A 16,400-nucleotide genomic window follows, 5' to 3' on the forward strand; every position below is an offset into this window, starting at 1 on the left:
CCAGCCGGCGACACATGCCACCGGCATCGGCCATGCGGGGTTCAGACGAAATACTTGCGCGTCGCTTCGATGCGGTTCTGACAATCGCTGACCATGCGCGAGATCAGTTCCGCGCAGGTCGGAATATCGTCGATCAGGCCAATGCACTGGCCGGCGCTGACCACGCCGTTGTCGACCTCGCCCGATTGCAGCGCCGCGCGGCCACGGGTACCGGTCACCAACGGACGGATGTCGTCGAACACGCAACCGCCGGGGCGCCGTTCCATGGACACCACTTCCTCGGCGATGGCGTTGCGGAAGACGCGCGCCGTGTTCTTCAGCGTGCGGAAGATCAGAGCGGTGTCACGCTCGGAACCATTGACCAGCGCCTGCTTGATGTTGTCGTGAATCGGCGCTTCCTTCGTCACGCAGAATCGCGTGCCCATGTTCACGCCCTCGGCGCCCAGCGCCAGCGCGGCGGCCATGCCACGTCCGTCCGCGATGCCGCCGGATGCGATCACCGGAATCTCCAGCGCCCGCGCGGCGGCGGGGATCAGCACCAGCCCGCCCACGTCATCTTCGCCGGGATGGCCGGCGCATTCGAGGCCGTCGATCGAAACAATGTCCACGCCATTGCGTTCGGCGGAGAGCGCATGTCGCACGGTAGTGCACTTGTGCACGATGGTCACGCCTGCCGCCTTGAAACGGGCGATGAAGTCCTTCGGGCTGTTACCTGCGGTCTCCACGATGCGCACGCCGCCATCGATGATCGCGTCCACGTACTCGGCATACGGCGGCGGATTGATCGACGGCAGGATGGTCAGGTTCACGCCGAAAGGACGATCGGTCATCTCGCGTGTGCGTGCGATTTCGTTGCGCAGGGCATCCGGCGTGGGTTGCGTCAGCGCGGTCAGGATGCCAAGGCCACCTGCATTGGAAACGGCCGAGGCCAGTTCGGCCAGACCTACCCACTGCATGCCGCCCTGGATGATCGGATAGTCGATGCCAAGCAAACGCGTGACGCGGGTTCGCATGGGATTGCTCACGATAGTGACTCCTTGAATCAAGTTAGGACTGGTGTTGCCTCCACCAGTCTGCAAAAGCGTGTTGCTCAGCCTGCGCTTGCCGGCTGCAGCGCGCCCCAATGCGCTAGCGCGGCATCGAGGGCGACCCTTCTTTCGGATTGCGGCGCGGCCGCAGGGGTGCGCGAGAAACGCGGCGCTGCGGCAGGCTGAACCACGCCCTGCAGCGTGACGAAGGCCTCGCGTTCGCGGTTGTGCGGGTGCTCGGGCGCCTCGTCCCAATCCAGCACCGGGGCGAAGCACGCATCGGAACCCTCCAGGAGCGCGCACCACTCGGCGCGCGTCCGGGTACGGAAGATGTCCGCCAGTCGCAGCTTGAGCAGCGGCCAGCGCGCGGTTTCCATCTGGCCGTCGAACAGCGGGTCCTCGATGCCGCAACGCTCGCGCAGCGCGGCGTAGAACTGCGGCTCAATCGCACCGACCGCAACATACTTGCCATCGGCGCAGGCATACGTGTCGTAGAACGGCGCGCCGCCGTCGAGCAGATTCTCGCCACGTTGATTGTTCCAGCGACCGCCGGCCTTCATGCCGTACTGCATAGCGGAAAGCAACGCCGATCCATCCGTCATCGCGGCATCGATCACCTGGCCACGTCCGGACTGGCGCGCCTCGTACAGCGCAGCCATCAGGCCGAACGCGAGCATCATGCCGCCACCGCCGAAATCGCCAACCAGGTTCAATGGCGGCACCGGCGCTTCGCCGGCCCGGCCAATCGCGTGCAGCGCGCCGCTGATGGCGATGTAGTTGATATCGTGGCCGGCGGCCTGCGCCAGGGGACCGTACTGGCCCCAGCCGGTCATGCGGCCGTAGACAACCCGGGGATTGCGCGCGAGGCAGACATCCGGCCCCAGTCCGAGCCGTTCCATGACGCCAGGCCGGAAGCCTTCCACCACAACATCCGCGCGGGCGATCAGTTCCAGCGCGGCATCTCTTCCAGAAGCCTCACGCAGGTCCAGCGGTATCGTGCGCCGGCCCCGTGCCAGCACATCCGCAGGATTCACCTTTGCCTCGACGCCCGGCGCCGTGGGGCGCGTGATCCGGAGCACATCGGCACCGTGATCCGCCAGCAACATGCAGCAGAACGGCGCGGGCCCCAGCCCGGCGAACTCGACAACCTTCAAACCTTCCAGCGAACCTGCCATACCTGCCCCTATCGCGCCAGTGGCGCTCACATCACGGTCAACGCCGCTATGGTGCGTCAAACAGGGGGGTAACGAATCGTCGGAAGCGACGAAATCCATGCGCGAGCGTTGCCTGGCGGAACGCTCCTGAGCGTCCCGCCGCGGATTCAGGCAATCACACCGAGTCGGCGCGCGATAGCAACGGCCTGCGTGCGGCTGTGGGCGCAGATCTTGTTGTTGATGTTGCGCAGATGCGTGCGCACGGTGCTGTCGGAGACGAACAGTTTCTCCGCGATGGCGCTGTTGGAATAGCCCTCGGCAAGCAGCTGTAGCACGCGGATTTCCTTCGGCGTCAGCGGATCCAGCAGTTGCGGCCGGTCTCCCGCGATTGGCTCCGGAGACTCCTCGATCGGCCCACATGCCTGCACCAGCCGCAGCACGAATTCGGCCAGAACGGGATCGCGCTGGGCGCCGCCGCTCGACTCCAGCGTCCGCGAGAACTGCGCCAGCAGCGGCCCGACGCGATTGCCGCCTTCGTCGAGCAGCAATCGCGCGAAGCCTTCCGCGCAGGCGGCCTTCAGCATCGGTGCCAATATCGCCTGCGCCGCCGCAGGTTCGCCGGCGCGCTGATACGCCAGCGCGCACAGCAACCGGAGCTTCATGGCCCGTCGATGACGTCCATCGTGATCGGCAAACTCGGCGGCTGCCCGCAGGCGGGCCACCGCGGCCATCGCGGCCTGTGCGTCGCCGGCCAGCGCCTCCCAGCGCAGTTGCGCGAGTTCCAGGTAATCCAGATCGTTGGCGATCAGATGCAGACGGCTTACACGTTCCCACAGGGCCGGGTCGTCGGCACGCGCCAGTTCGTCCTTCGCGGCCCGGGTATGCCCCTGCATCAGCAGGATGCGGGCACGTTCGAGCTTGGCGCCGGCCGCCACGCGCGCCTGGCGTCTGACGTGGCCCAGATACTCGAGCTGCGTCAGCGTCTCGAACGCCTCGTCCACATCGCCTCTGGCAAACGCGATGCGCGACAGCATGACGTGCCCGAGCGTGACGTGATCACCCAGCAGCACATCGCGCGCGAGCGGCACATAGACCCGCAACAGATGCGCGGCCTGGGCCAGATCGTTCGCCTCATAGACCGTGGCCGCATACATCACGCCGGCCCAGGCATTACCGCCCGTGTAGCCGTAGTGTTGGGTGCTACCGCTGCCAACAGCGATCCGCAGACGCGCCGTGGCCTCGCGCAGGCGCCCGCCCTGCAGGTCGAAAATGGCCTCGACGGTTTCGGAGTACATCATGTTGAAAGCGCTGCTGTCGGCGCCCTGCGTGCGGCGCGCGGTTTCCAGCAGACGCCGCGATTCGGCATGCTGCCCCGACACGGCGAACACGTTCGCCATCGCATTGGCAAGCACCATGTCCGCGAAGGCCACGCCGGTGGGCCAGTGCTTCAGGCATTCGCGCCCGACTTCCAGCGCGCGTTCGAGCTGGTCCATCATCGACAGCAGCGTCGGCCGCAGCGCGAGAACATGCGGACGCACCGCCGGATCGTCGGAGTCCCGCAACCCGCTGCGTTCCAGCAGGTCCATCGCCTCCAGGGGGCCGCGCGTGAACGTCAGCGCCCAGATCCGGATGGCCTGCAGCGGCAGGTGATCGCGCAGGACGTCCTCGGGCAGCGCGTCGAACCAGCGTGTGAGCAGCCGCATACGCCCCTGCCCGAGCAGCGCCGGCGCGTGCGCGATCAGCAGCGTCACGGCATACGCGTAATCGCCGCCTTCGATCGCATGGTCGATGGCGGGCACGGGACGATCCTGTGACTGGAACCATCCGGCGGCGGCATGGTGCAGGCGCGGCACCTCGGCAGGCGCTTCGCGCTGCAATTGCGCCTTCAGAAATTCGGCGATCAGGCTGTGGTAACGCCACGCCCGGTCTTCACTCTCGATCGGCGCGATCAAGCTGGAAGCTTCGAGTTGCCGCAGGATCGCCTCGCAATCCACATCGGGCAGCAACACGTGACACAGCTGCGGGTTCAGATAGCGCAGGATGCTGGTGCGCAGCAGGAACTGGCGTACCGGCTCGGGCTGCCGGGCCACCACGTCTTCGGCCAGATAGTCGGCCACCGACCGGCTGGTGCCCGAGAAACGGTCGATGAACTCGGTATGCGCTTCGCTGCGCTCCAGCGAAGCCGATGCGAGCGACAACGCGGCCGCCCAGCCCTCCGTCTTGCGATACAGGCGCTGCAGATCATCCGCCGCAAGCGGCATCGGCCGCACCGTGCGGAAGAACTGCTCGGTTTCCTCGATCGAGAAACGCAGCGCCGTGGCGTCGATTTCCAGCAACTGGCCTCGGGCGCGCAGGCGGCCCAGCCTCACATCGGGCGTGCTGCGCGAGCCGATGATGAGCTGGCCGTTATGCGGCAGATGGTCGATGATCTCGCGCACCCAGGCGATCACCCCGGGCTCCTGAAGCACTTCGAAATCGTCGAGGAAGAATGCGAACGGCTCCGGGTAGCCTGCCAGGCAGTCCATGCTCTGCAGCGCGGCTTCGCCGGTGGTGCGTGGCGCGGGTCGGCCGATATCCGCGATGGCGTCGTCCCCGACGATGGCCGCCAGCGCCGCTTCGAAGCCGGACAGGAAGCGTACCGGGTCGTTGTCGGCGCTATCGAGCGTGAGCCATGCGGTTGCCACCGATGCCGCCTCCAGCCGCGCGCGGTACTGCAGCATGGCGGTCGTCTTGCCGAACCCCGCAGGCGCCCGGACGATCACGAGCCTGGCCGACGACGCGGCGCGCAGCATGTCGCCAACGCCTTGCCGGATCACCTGGGATGCGGGGGCAACTGGCGGCCTGAGCTTCATGCTCGGCACATGCCGTGTCATGCTCGGCGGCGAAGTCATCTGCTGGAAGAGTGGGCTGGACGCGAACTGGGCAGTTTAGCAAAGCGTCCCCCCTATGTCGCCGCCTGATCCATCTCTGGCCCATCCGCGGGCTTTAGTCCATCTTCTCCGTCAGACCCAGCGAGCGGCTGATGATCTCGAGCATGATCTCGGACGCGCCGGCAAAGATCCGCGATACGCGTGCGTCGCGATACATGCGGCTGATCCGGTATTCGTCCATATAGCCCGAGCCGCCGTGCAGTTGCAGGCAGTCGTCGATCACGCGGTTCTCCAGCTCCGTGCTCAGCAGCTTGGCAGACGCCGCCGTGACGGCATCCAGCCGGCCCGCGTTGTGCTCCATGACAAGCGCATCGAGCCAGATCTGCATGGCGTCGAGCTCGGCGCGGCGGCGGGCCAGCACGAAGCGTGTGTTTTGCAGGGCACCGATCGGGCGACCGAATGCGCGGCGCTCCTTAACGTAGGGCAGCGTCAGATCGAACGCGGATTGCGCGTGCGCGATCGACTGGCACGCGCACAACAGACGCTCCTCTTCAAGGCCTTCCGCCAGATAGGCAAAACCGCGCGCCGGATTGCCCAGCACGTTCTCGTCCGGGACGAAGACATCGTTGAAGAACAGTTCCGCCGTGTCTTGCGCATCCAGTCCAAGCTTTTTCAGTCGACGGCCCCGCTCGAATCCCGCCATGCCGCGCTCGACGACGAACAGGCCGAAGGCACGGCGCTCGTCGGGGTTGGTACGCGCGACCACGATGACGGCATCCGCGTTGAGCCCGTTCGAGATGAACGTCTTGGCGCCATTGATGACCCAGCCGCCGTCACGCCGCTCGGCACGTGCGCCGATCCCGGCCAGATCGGAGCCCGCGCCCGGCTCCGTCATGGCAATCGCCAGGATCGTCTTGCCGCTCGCCGCGCCGGTCAGCCACCGGCGCTTCTGTGCCTCCGTGCCCAGCCGGCCAATATATGGCGCGACCAGCCGCGAATGGAGCGTCAGATACACACCGACATCGCCGTGGCGAATCAGCTCTTCGAAGAGGATCTGTTCGTAGCGGAAATCGGTCACGCCCGCGCCGCCATAGGCTTCATCAGCCCACATCAGCAACAAGCCCTGCTCGCCGGCTTTCTCGAAGATGGCACGGTCGCAGCAGCCCTGCTCGCGCCACTGGTCGACATACGGGGTGATTTCGTTCTGCACGAATCGCGCGACCGAAGCACGGAACTGCTCGTGATCGGCATCGAAGATCAGGCGGCGGGTCTGGGACATGGCGATGGAAGGAAGGGATGCGACCGATGGCCGATCTTAGGACCGGTGCCACTGCCGTGCCTCGTCGAATCCGACGAATCTCCCCTAGGGAAAATCCGGAGCCGCAAGATCATCCATTCCGACGACGCGCCAGCCGTATCGCCGCCTGACAATGCTCCGCAGGCAGTGCTCCGACAACCGATAACGGGAGACAGTTCGTGTATCTGACACAGGCTCTGCACAAGGCATTCCGCGAAAACCCGTCTGGCGTCGCGACGATTTTTGCGCAACGCAGCACGACGTTCTCCCAGCTCATCGACCGGGTTGCAAGACTGGCCGGCGCCTTGCGTGGCCAGGGCGTTGCTGCGGGCGACCGGGTTGCCATGCTGGCGCTCAACTCCGACCGCTACGTCGAGTACATCTTCGGCACGCTCTGGGCCGGCGCGGCGCTGAACCCCGTCAACACCAGGTGGAGCGTCGCGGAAATCGCCTACTCGATGGAGGATTGCGGCACCGGCGTGCTGCTCGTGGACGACAACTTCCTGGAACTGATCGGGCCACTACGCGAGCGTTGCCCCTGCATCCAGACCGTCATCTATTGCGGCGATGCCGAGACCCCCGCAGGCATGGTCGACTACGAGCAACTGGTGCGGTCCAGCGCGCCGATTGACGACAGCCTGCGCAGTGGCCACGATCTTGCCGCAGTGCTCTACACGGGCGGCACCACCGGCGCGCCCAAGGGCGTCATGCTGTCGCACGCCAATATCGCCAGCAACGTGCTGTCGTCACTGGCAGCCGCATCGCGCCCGCCTGTGACATCGATCCTGCAGATGGCGCCGATGTTCCATATCGCGGCGCTCAGCTTCGTCTTTCAGGCCGTGACGCGCCTCGCCACGCAGGTGATCCTGCCCGGGTTCGACCCCAAGGCCGCGATTCGCGACCTCAGCCGCTACCGCATCAACGAGGTTTTCACCGTCCCGACGATGCTGAAGATGATGCTCGACGATCCCACGTTCGCCGACCATGACCTGAGCAGTCTCAGGAACATCATCTACGGCGCTGCCCCGATTGACGGCGCACTGCTGCAGCGCGCCATGGCGCAGATTCCGTCCAGCCAGTTCCTGCAGGCCTATGGGATGACGGAGACCTCGCCTGTCTCGGCGATACTGGCGGCCGATTGTCACGTCGTCGGCAGTCCGAGGCTGAAGGCGGCCGGCCGCCCGGCGCCCGCGTGCGAAGTGCGCATCGTCGATCCGGCAACGGACGAAGACTGCCCGACGGGCGCGGTGGGCGAGGTCGCGGTGCGCGGCCCGGGCGTGATGCTTGGCTACTGGAACAAGCCGGAAGAAACCGCCCGCGCGTTGCGCAATGGCTGGATGCACACCGGCGATGCCGGATACCTGGATGCGGACGGCTTTCTATACGTCACCGATCGCATCAAGGACATGATCATCAGCGGCGGCGAGAACGTCTATTCGACCGAAGTCGAGAATGCGATCCTCACGCACCCCGCGGTGCAGCTGTGCGCGGTGATCGGCATCCCTGACGAGAAATGGGGGGAAGCCGTGCATGCGGTCATCGTGGTCCGACCCGGCCACGAACTGTCTGTCGATGCGGTGCACGCGCATTGCCGCGAGCGGATCGCCAGCTATAAATGCCCCCGCAGTGTCGAGTTCCGCGCCGACATGCCGCTCTCGGCGGCAGGCAAGCTCCTCAAGTACAAGCTGCGGGAAGTCTACTGGCAGTCGCACGACCGGCGAATCTGAGCGGTAGCAAGGCAGACGAGGCGCGGGCGATGCCCGCGCCTGCCCGATTCATGCCGTCGGCAATCGATAGTTGCGGTAGTCCTCACGCAACTTCGTCTTGAGCAGCTTGCCAGTCGCGGTATGCGGCAGCTGATCGACGAACACAACATCATCCGGCACCCACCATTTCACGACGCGCTCGCTCAGGTACTGCAGCAACTCTTCGCGCGTGACATCCTTGCCGGGACGCTTCACCGCCAGCAGCAGTGGGCGCTCCTGCCACTTCGGATGCGCGACGGCGATGATCGCCGCCTCGTGCACGGCAGGGTGACCGATCGCCGTGTTTTCCAGGTCGATCGAGGAAATCCATTCCCCACCCGACTTGATGACATCCTTGGCACGGTCCACCAGTTGCACGTACCCGTCCGGGTCGATGGTGCCGATATCGCCGGTGGGAAACCAGCCGTCCTTGTCCAGCACCTCGCCACCCGTGTGCTTGAAGTAACCGCTTGCAATCCACGGCCCGCGCACATGCAGGTGGCCGAAGGCGCGTCCGTCGTGCGGCAATTCCTGACCGTCGTCGCCGATGATCTTCAGGCCCACGCCCCATACCGCGCGTCCGGCCTTCATCTTGATCGTGGTCTGCTCGTCCTTGGGCAGGGCGGCATGCTTTGGCAGCAGGCGGCCGGTGGTACCGATCGGGCTGGTTTCCGTCATGCCCCATGCCTGCAGGTACTCGACGCCGAAATCGCGCTCGCAGCGCTCGATCATGCTGCGCGGCGATGCGGCGCCGCCCGAGCCGATGATCTTCAGGCCAAGCGCCTTCATGTCGATCTCTGGGTGCTCGTCCAGGAACTGGAAGAGCATGAGCCAGATGGTCGGCACCGCCTGGGAGACAGTCACGCCTTCGTCGCGCATCAGTTCATAGAGCGATTGCCCATTGAGGTGCGGCCCCGGCATCACCATCTTGGCCCCGACCATGGCCGCCGCATACGGCATTCCCCAGGCGTTGGCATGGAACATCGGGACCGCCAGCAGCACAGACGTTGACGCGCCCACGGCAAACGCATCCGCCGCGCACGCCACGAGCGAATGCAGCACGGTAGACCGATGCGAGTACAGCACGCCCTTCGGATTCCCGGTGGTGCCCGACGTGTAGCACAGCGACGACGCCGCGCGCTCGTCCAGTTCCGGCCAGTCATACGTATCGCTATGCTCCGCGAGCAGGTCCTCGTAGCAAAGCAGGTTGGGCACGTCAATCGCGGGCATGTTCGCCCGATCCGTCATGGCGACGTAGTGCTGGACGGATTTCAAGGCCGGCGCCAGCTTCTCGACCAGCGGCGCGAAGCCAATATCGAAGAACAGGACCTTGTCCTCCGCGTGGTTGACGATGTACTCGATCTGCTCGGGGAACAGACGTGGATTGACCGTGTGCAGGATCGCCCCCGAACCGGATACGCCGAAATACAGTTCGAAATGTCGATGCGTGTTCCAGGCAAGCGTGCCGACGCGATCCGCCACCCCGACACCGAGACTCGCCAGTGCGTTGGCAACGCGCTTGGCACGCCGATGGATCTCGGCATAGTTGGTACGGTGGATCGGGCCCTCTACCGTTCTCGCGACGATCTCCCGCGTTGGATGGTACGTGGCCGCGTGCTCGATCAGCGATGAAATCAACAGCGGTCGGTCCTGCATCAGTCCCAGCATCGTGTCTCCTCCACTCTATGTATCGGTGTGCTTGTCGGTGTGCTTGTCGGTGTGCTTGTCGGTGTGCTTGTCGGTGTGCTGCCAGGATGCGGTGGGGCCCGGGCCTGGCTTTTCGTGGTTGGCCTGCCCGCCAGCAGTGTCGGTCGCGCTGGCCTGGCGAGTAATCGTCGAAAGCGACGAATTTCGGCGCTGGAAGGTGTTCGCGCTCAGCGCTTCAGGGACAGCAGGGTGCGGCAGCCGGCCGGCAGCGGATGCGCGGCGTGGGCCTTGACGGCGAGCGCCAGCTGCTCGGCAAGCGCCCCGGGGAACGGCGCCGCCCGGCGCGTTTCCAGGTTCACGTGTACCGAGAGCTGTTCCATGGTGGCCGCCACGTATCCCTCGGTGGCATGGGAGAGTTCCATCAGGCAAAGCAGACGCTTGTCGTCGGACTGCAATGCGCGCACGCGCAGCACAACCGGAGATCCGACCAGCAGTTCGCGGTAGTAGGCCACATGGATGTCGACGGTGTAGATCCCGCAGCGGGTGGCCTCGGTGTAGCCGAGCCCCACGCCGAGTTGCTCAAGCAGCTTGAAGCCCTCGCGGTCGAACACCTCCACATACCGGGCAGCGTTCATATGACCGTACTCGTCGATCCAGCCTTTTTCCACTTCGAATGTCGAACTGGGAAGTTCAGAGCTTTCAGAGCTTTCGGACCATGCGGACATGCTGTCTCCTGATCTGCGCAGCCTTACACATCGGCTGCCGATGTTGTTGTCCGCAAATGGTACGCCAATGCCTTAGTATTCGGCTGCCCCGCAGATCCCCCGCGTATACCCCAACATTTCCGCATATCGCGGACTCATTTGAAATTTCTCTTGTTGACGCCCGCGCAATAGGGAGTCCGCCCTTACCGGCGGAACGCAAGTTTGCAGTGCAGCAAAGGGGCGCAATGGAGGTCGCATTGCATGGCTCGCAACTACGCCGCCTGTGCCTCCACCCAGTGGCTTTCCACCATACGCCGATCCAGCAGGGGGATGATGGTCCCAAAGCCCAGGTGCTGAAAGTGCGCCGACTCGCGATGAGCTGTCAGTCCGTCGGCATCGCGATACTTCTCCAGGATCACGAAGTGGTTGGGATCGGCTGGCGAGCGGAAGTACTCGTAGTAGAGATTCGCGGACTCGGTGCGCGTGGCCTCGGCCAGCTCGGCCAGCAGCCGCGACACCTGATCGCCGTTGCCCGGCTTCGCGTGGTAGTGCGCGATGACCTGCAGATAGGAGGTGGACAAGGGGTTATTTCCTGATTGTCTTGGCTTGCGGATCAAAGGCCCACAAGCGCTGATCGCTGGTCGATACCGCAAGCGCATCATGGGCGATGGCACTGCGGATATCGTCCTGGGTGCTGACAAAGCCGGACGCCACAATGGGCGGCAGCCCTTTTCGAACGGACCCGGACAGGTGCTGCAGCATTGGCGCCGGCATCAACTGAACCAGGTTCGCATCGCTCTGTTCCAGCGCCTTGACGCTGCGTGGCCACGTGGACCGGTCGGTCACGAAGACTTTCTGCATGGTCATCATCCCGGCGCGATTGGCACGCTGGATGGTAGCCACGCGCGTCGACACGAGACTGGTGACGCCGATGTCGGCCAGGTACTCGACGCCGCCCTTGTCCTGCGACAACCCTTCGCAACTATCAATATTGACGATCACGTACTTGCCGGCCTTCGTCAGCGTGGCAATCACGGGTTGCAGCCGCCGCAGTTCCACGTTGGCGACAATCGAGACTTCCGCCTCGCTGTCGATAAAGGCATCGATCTGGTCCGCGCCGTATAGCGTGGCGATTACAGGGTGTCGTGTCAGGCGGGCGCCGAGAGACCTGTCCATGGCTTACTTCTTCACTTCGTGGGTCAGCACGTCCGAAAGGCCGAGCTTGCCCGGATTGAGGATATTTTGCGGATCAAGTGCCCGCTTCACTGCCACCAGCACCGGGAACGCCGTGTCGAGCGACGGCGCCATGTAGGGCGCGCGCAGCAGACCGATGCCGTGATGGTGGCTCAGCGCGGCATTGTATTGGATGAGCACCGCGTTCGCCGCATCCCATGCCGCGCGATACCACTTCTGGCGATCCTCCACGGCCACGTCACCGCGCAACGAAAAATACAGGCACGCGCCATCCACATAGGCATGCGACTGGTGCGCGGAACCCGCCAGCGTGCCGGGCACCGCGTTGATCGCCGCCACCACGTCGGTGTAGATCGCGGCCAGATCGCTCCAAGGGCCAGCCATCTCTAGCGTGTCGGCCACGAAGCCGGGGCTGCGCTTGAAGCCTTCGGCACTCTTGCCAGTCAGGTAACGCGTGTCGAGCCAGCGCTCGAAGATCGCGTCACCATCGAGCCTGTCACCAAGTTCGGCGCAGACACGCTCGCTGATTGCCATCACGGCGTCGACCATTTCCTTTGCGCCTTCATCGGCCACCAGCAGCACGTTGGTGTCGGGCAGGCCGAACTGCACGCCGCTTTCGAGTTCGTCGTAGAGACGCAGCGCGGCGGGATTCGCGCCACGTTGCATGATCTCGCGGCACGCATCGAGGCCGATCGCGAAGGTCTTGAAGCCGTAGGCAATGGCGCGGCCATAGTCGGGCAGACGATGCAGCTTCAGGCGCACGCGCACGATTACCCCGAGCGTGCCTTCCGATCCAATGAACATCTGCATCAGGTCCGGGCCCAGCGCAGCGCGGGGATAGCCTCCCACGGTCACCAGGCTGCCGTCGGCCAGCACCACGTCCATGCCGACCACCATGTCCTCGATCTTGCCGTAGCGCGTGGAAAGCTGGCCTGCGCCGCGGCATGCCACCCAGCCGCCGACCGTGCTGATCGCATACGACGACGGCCAGTGGCCCATCGTCATGCCGTACTCCTGCTGAATCGTCTGCTCGAAGATATCGCCGAACATGCCTGACTCCACTTCGACGATCTGGCTCTCGCGGTCGAAGCCCAGCAGCCTGTTCACATCACACACATCGAGCACGATGCCGCCGCGCACGGGCAGCGCCGCGCCAGTCACGTTGCTGCGGCCAGCCGATACGGTCACGGGAATGGCTTTGGCGTGCGCAATGCGCATCACCGCCTGAATCTGTTCGATCGTGGAGACACGCACGATCACGCCACGCGGTGTGGCAGGCTTGCCGCCCGTCTCGGTCATCATCGAGCCAGCCCACCAGTCGCGCGTCCACTCAACCACGTCACTGGTGGCGGTCAGAACGTGATCGGCGGCCTTGCGCAACGCGTCGAGCGCGTCGTTGTCGACCGCGACGGCATCCCGCTGCAGGCCCGGCGCGTCCGGCGTCGCCGTGATGCTCCCGGCAAAGTGAGGTGGCGTGTGCTTGCCGACGACGTAGTTGCCACGGTTGTAGCCGCGCTTGATGGCTTCCTTGCTGATCATGTTGCTTCTCCCATTAGGACGGATTTTTCGAGGGCGACAGCGGCCAGGTAGTCACTGACCTGCTGCGCGACGGCCTGCCCGGAGAGTCCGAGCTCGGCCTGGAGGATCTGGGCCACGCGTGGCGCGGCCTGCGCCGATGCGTCACGGGCCATCAGCCGCGCGCGAATGCGGCGCGACAGCACGTCGTCAACGGTGCCGGCCAGTTCGTGACGCACGGCATAGACGATTTCGGCTTCGGAATGCGGTAACCCTTCGACAATGGGCCGCGCGAGCGACGGGTCGGCCTGGAGGATGTCACTGACGAAGCGCGCCTCGGTGCCATAGCGCTCGCCCAAGTGCGCGGACATGCCACCCGACGCAACGATGGCTTGCGGATCGTATCCGGCAGCGCCAAGCAGAAAGGCCGACTTCGTGCGGCATTTCGCACGCTTGCCAAGAACCTTCTGCGCCGCGTCGACGGTCTGCTCCGCCATATGGCGCGAAGTGGTGAGCTTGCCGCCGACGATCGTCACCAGCCCGTCGCCAGCAACATGGATGTGATGGTCGCGTCGGACTTCCAGCGTCTTGCCGCCGGGTGGCGCCACCAGTGGACGACAGCCGGCGATGCTGCCGACCACGTCTTCTGGCGCGATATCGGTCTTCAACGCCGAACGCGCGCCCTCCAGCAGGAAATCAAGCTCCTGCCGCGTGCACATGACATTGTCGAGATCGCCTTCGTAGTCTTCGTCCGTGGTGCCCAGGTACGAGACGTTGCCCCAGCGCGTGATCGTGGCGCGACGACTGCGGCCCGGCACGGGGATCGTCACCGTGCAGTCATTGCGGATCTTGAGCCACGGAATGGCGACGTGAACACCCTTGGCGGGCCGGATATTCAGGGTCTTCTGTTCGCCCTTTCTGCCGCCGGTCCAGTCGCGCAGCCACACGCCGGTGGCCATGATGACCACGCCGGCACGCACGCGGATCTCGCGGCCATCGGCTTGAATGATCGCGCCGTCCACCTTGCCGCTGGCATGACGCGTGATTTCCGTGACCAGTGCGTGGTTCGTCACCACCGCACCGTGAAACGCGGCGGTGCGCGCGATATTCAGCGTCAGCCGCGCATCATCGACGCGCGCATCGAAGTACAGGAAGCCGCCTTTCAGATGTTCATCGTTGAACGTCGGGCAATGCGACAGCACTTCCGCCTTCGTCAGCTTCTGGTGCAGGATGCCTTCGCGCCAGCCGCCGGCCAGATCGTAGGTCCACAACAGACCTTCGAAGGCCTTGGCCAGGCGCTTGTCGAACACACCGTCACGCTCCATCACCGGAAACAGGAACGGCAGGCGCTGTACCAGGTGCCGCGCATTGCGGCGCAACCGCTGACGCTCTAGCAGCGAATGGCGGACAAGACCGAGGTTGCCTTGCTCGATATAGCGCAGACCACCGTGCACCATCTTCGATGACTTGGAGGATGTGCCCGATGCGAAGTCGTTTTTCTCGACCAGAGCCACGCGATAACCACGCAGGCTGGCGTCCAGCGCCGCGTAAGCGCCGGTGACACCGCCACCGACGATGAGGATGTCGAACGCTTCCGATTCCAGCCGGTCGATCTGTTCACTGCGCACCAGCCGAAGCGGCTCGACGCGGGTCATGGCGGCGCGCTCGCGGTTTGCGCTGCGGGATGGAAAACCCATCATGTTGCTTGCTTCTCCTGATCGGTCAGTGCGCGGCAAATGCCTGCACGTGGGAAAGCTCGGAAGCGACGCGCGCGTGCCAGAGCGCGCGCCGTTCCTCCCGTTCGTCGTCGCCGATGCGCGGCATGAACACCGCATCCGGCAAGGTGGTGGTGCGGGCTTGCTGCAGCGAATCCCACATCAGCCCCGATGCGCCAGCCAGATACGCGATGCCACGCAGGCTGGCCCGGTCTGTCTCCTGCATCCGATGAATCGGCAGGCCCGTAAGGTCAGCCTGCATCTGCAGCAACGCATCGCTGCCTGACAATCCCCCGCCGACGACGAGATCACGCACGGGCACGCCGGCGATATCGCGATTGGCATCAATGCAGGACGCCACGGAATGCGCGATGCCTTCCAGGATTGCGTAGGCGATCTCCGCCTGCGTGGTGGCCATCGACACCCCGTTCAACGCAGCGCGCGCCTCGGGCCGCATCTGGGGCACACGCAAGCCCGTCAGCGCGGGAATGAACGTCACGCCGCGCGATGACGGCACCGTCGCAGCCAATGCACTGATCTGCTTCGCGCTTTCGAACCAGTGCAGCTTCTCGCAGACCCAGTTCAGCGCCGAGCCAGTGGTGGCCACGAACGTCTCCACCGAAAAGTGCGAAACCCCCTCGAAGCGACGTGCCGTCATCGTCAGCGTGCTGTCCGACTGCCCGCTGCGCTCGGGCAGGTCCGGCCCGATGACGAGATCAACAAAGCTACCGGTGCCGTGCAGGCACATCGACTGGCCAGCGTCGAGACAACCGAGGCCGACAGCGCCCGCCAGTTGGTCGCCCGCGCAGGCGAGGATCGGCACGTCGACGCCAAGCAGGTCGCGGCGCGTGCGGCCGAAGTCGTCGGCATCCTGGCGCAACTCTGGCAGCAACTCTTGCGGGAATCCGAGCGCCTCGATCCACTCCGTCAGGTAGCGGTGTTCACCCAGAACATAGGCGCTGCACGATGTGGCATTCGTCGGCGTTGTCACACATGCCCGCTCGGTGGACAGGTGCCACAGCAGCCAGCTATCAACGGTGCCGAACGCAAGCCGGCGATCGCGCCACGCATCGGCGACGGCGCGTGTCTCCCGCAGATGTCGCGCGGCCCACAGGTACGCCGAGCGCACGCCGGCCGGACGACCCACGGTGGTGCGCAAGCGCGGGTCCCACGTGGATGCCATCTGGTCGAGGTCCGCCGCGTACCGCGTGTCCTGCCAGACCATTGCGGGCACCAGCGCACGCCCCGTTACGGTGTCCCACAGCACGCCGGTGGAGCGCTGCGTGGCAATGGCCAGCGCGACGACGCACAGGTCGTTGCGCTCGGCTTCGGCCAGCGTGGCGCGGCAGACTTCCAGTGTCTTTTCCAGCAGCACGTTGGCGTCCTGCTCCACCACGCCCGGACGCGGTGAATCCACCTCCAGCGTGGTGTACTGCTGACACGAGACGTGGCCGTCGCTGGCAACCACCGCGGCACGCGTACCAGACGTGCCCTCGTCGATCGCCAGGATGACGTTCCTGTTTTTCATGGT

Annotated in this window: 12 protein-coding genes; 1 reads left to right on the forward strand and 11 read right to left on the reverse strand. The window is 65.0% G+C overall.

Going from position 1 to position 16,400, the window contains the following annotated elements; genetic code table 11:
• Positions 1 to 41 precede the first annotated feature (41 nt).
• The 4 genes from K6G35_RS17750 to K6G35_RS17765 all read right to left on the reverse strand — a co-directional run bounded on the left by K6G35_RS17750 (position 42) and on the right by K6G35_RS17765 (position 6,331).
• A complete protein-coding gene (locus K6G35_RS17750; RefSeq protein ID WP_008641294.1) occupies positions 42 to 1,013 on the reverse strand; it encodes an NAD(P)H-dependent flavin oxidoreductase in 972 nt (323 codons plus the stop codon).
• 77 nt (positions 1,014 to 1,090) lie between these two features.
• A complete protein-coding gene (locus K6G35_RS17755; RefSeq protein WP_035880860.1) occupies positions 1,091 to 2,203 on the reverse strand; it encodes a CaiB/BaiF CoA transferase family protein in 1,113 nt (370 codons plus the stop codon).
• A gap of 146 nt (positions 2,204 to 2,349) precedes the next feature.
• A complete protein-coding gene (locus K6G35_RS17760; RefSeq protein ID WP_200876259.1) occupies positions 2,350 to 5,034 on the reverse strand; it encodes a winged helix-turn-helix domain-containing protein in 2,685 nt (894 codons plus the stop codon).
• A 133-nt stretch (positions 5,035 to 5,167) separates the two neighbouring features.
• Positions 5,168 to 6,331 carry an acyl-CoA dehydrogenase family protein gene (locus K6G35_RS17765; protein ID WP_008641289.1) on the reverse strand — a complete coding sequence of 388 codons (1,164 nt, stop codon included), beginning with the start codon at positions 6,329 to 6,331 and terminating at the stop codon, positions 5,168 to 5,170.
• Positions 6,332 to 6,528: 197 nt separating this feature from the next.
• Here K6G35_RS17765 and K6G35_RS17770 point away from each other — a divergent pair, with 197 nt between their 5' ends.
• Entirely contained in the window at positions 6,529 to 8,076 is a 1,548-nt protein-coding gene (locus K6G35_RS17770) for a long-chain-fatty-acid--CoA ligase (protein WP_286881155.1), read from the forward strand.
• A gap of 48 nt (positions 8,077 to 8,124) precedes the next feature.
• Here K6G35_RS17770 and K6G35_RS17775 read toward each other — a convergent pair whose 3' ends face one another.
• The 7 genes from K6G35_RS17775 to K6G35_RS17805 all read right to left on the reverse strand — a co-directional run bounded on the left by K6G35_RS17775 (position 8,125) and on the right by K6G35_RS17805 (position 16,397).
• Complete coding sequence (locus K6G35_RS17775) at positions 8,125 to 9,762, reverse strand: 3-(methylthio)propionyl-CoA ligase (RefSeq protein WP_008641287.1); 1,638 nt, start codon at positions 9,760 to 9,762, stop codon at positions 8,125 to 8,127.
• A 206-nt stretch (positions 9,763 to 9,968) separates the two neighbouring features.
• Positions 9,969 to 10,466, reverse strand: a complete 498-nt coding sequence (locus tag K6G35_RS17780; protein ID WP_008641286.1) for a thioesterase family protein — start codon at positions 10,464 to 10,466, stop codon at positions 9,969 to 9,971.
• Positions 10,467 to 10,717: 251 nt separating this feature from the next.
• A complete protein-coding gene (locus K6G35_RS17785) occupies positions 10,718 to 11,026 on the reverse strand; it encodes a putative quinol monooxygenase (RefSeq protein WP_008641285.1) in 309 nt (102 codons plus the stop codon).
• A 4-nt stretch (positions 11,027 to 11,030) separates the two neighbouring features.
• A complete protein-coding gene (locus K6G35_RS17790) occupies positions 11,031 to 11,621 on the reverse strand; it encodes a glycerol-3-phosphate responsive antiterminator (protein ID WP_008641260.1) in 591 nt (196 codons plus the stop codon).
• A 3-nt stretch (positions 11,622 to 11,624) separates the two neighbouring features.
• On the reverse strand, positions 11,625 to 13,178 hold the full coding sequence (locus K6G35_RS17795; protein WP_008641257.1) for an FAD-binding oxidoreductase: 1,554 nt from the start codon (positions 13,176 to 13,178) through the stop codon (positions 11,625 to 11,627).
• Entirely contained in the window at positions 13,175 to 14,854 is a 1,680-nt protein-coding gene (locus K6G35_RS17800; RefSeq protein ID WP_035880852.1) for a glycerol-3-phosphate dehydrogenase/oxidase, read from the reverse strand. Before K6G35_RS17800 ends, K6G35_RS17795 begins: the two co-directional genes overlap by 4 nt.
• Before the next feature lie 22 nt (positions 14,855 to 14,876).
• The gene (locus K6G35_RS17805) at positions 14,877 to 16,397 is read right to left on the reverse strand and encodes an FGGY family carbohydrate kinase (protein ID WP_495676825.1); all 1,521 of its coding nucleotides are present in this window, start codon (positions 16,395 to 16,397) and stop codon (positions 14,877 to 14,879) included.
• Positions 16,398 to 16,400 lie beyond the last annotated feature (3 nt).

Source organism: Cupriavidus sp. HY129 (genome assembly GCF_059492215.1).

Coding starts and splice junctions, on each gene's coding strand:
- K6G35_RS17750 (WP_008641294.1), bottom strand. CDS start 1,013: ATGCGAACCCGCGTCACGCGTTTGCTTGGCATCGACTATCCGATCATC.
- K6G35_RS17755 (WP_035880860.1), bottom strand. CDS start 2,203: ATGGCAGGTTCGCTGGAAGGTTTGAAGGTTGTCGAGTTCGCCGGGCTG.
- K6G35_RS17760 (WP_200876259.1), bottom strand. CDS start 5,034: ATGAAGCTCAGGCCGCCAGTTGCCCCCGCATCCCAGGTGATCCGGCAA.
- K6G35_RS17765 (WP_008641289.1), bottom strand. CDS start 6,331: ATGTCCCAGACCCGCCGCCTGATCTTCGATGCCGATCACGAGCAGTTC.
- K6G35_RS17775 (WP_008641287.1), bottom strand. CDS start 9,762: ATGCTGGGACTGATGCAGGACCGACCGCTGTTGATTTCATCGCTGATC.
- K6G35_RS17780 (WP_008641286.1), bottom strand. CDS start 10,466: ATGTCCGCATGGTCCGAAAGCTCTGAAAGCTCTGAACTTCCCAGTTCG.
- K6G35_RS17790 (WP_008641260.1), bottom strand. CDS start 11,621: ATGGACAGGTCTCTCGGCGCCCGCCTGACACGACACCCTGTAATCGCC.
- K6G35_RS17795 (WP_008641257.1), bottom strand. CDS start 13,178: ATGATCAGCAAGGAAGCCATCAAGCGCGGCTACAACCGTGGCAACTAC.
- K6G35_RS17800 (WP_035880852.1), bottom strand. CDS start 14,854: ATGATGGGTTTTCCATCCCGCAGCGCAAACCGCGAGCGCGCCGCCATG.
- K6G35_RS17805 (WP_495676825.1), bottom strand. CDS start 16,397: ATGAAAAACAGGAACGTCATCCTGGCGATCGACGAGGGCACGTCTGGT.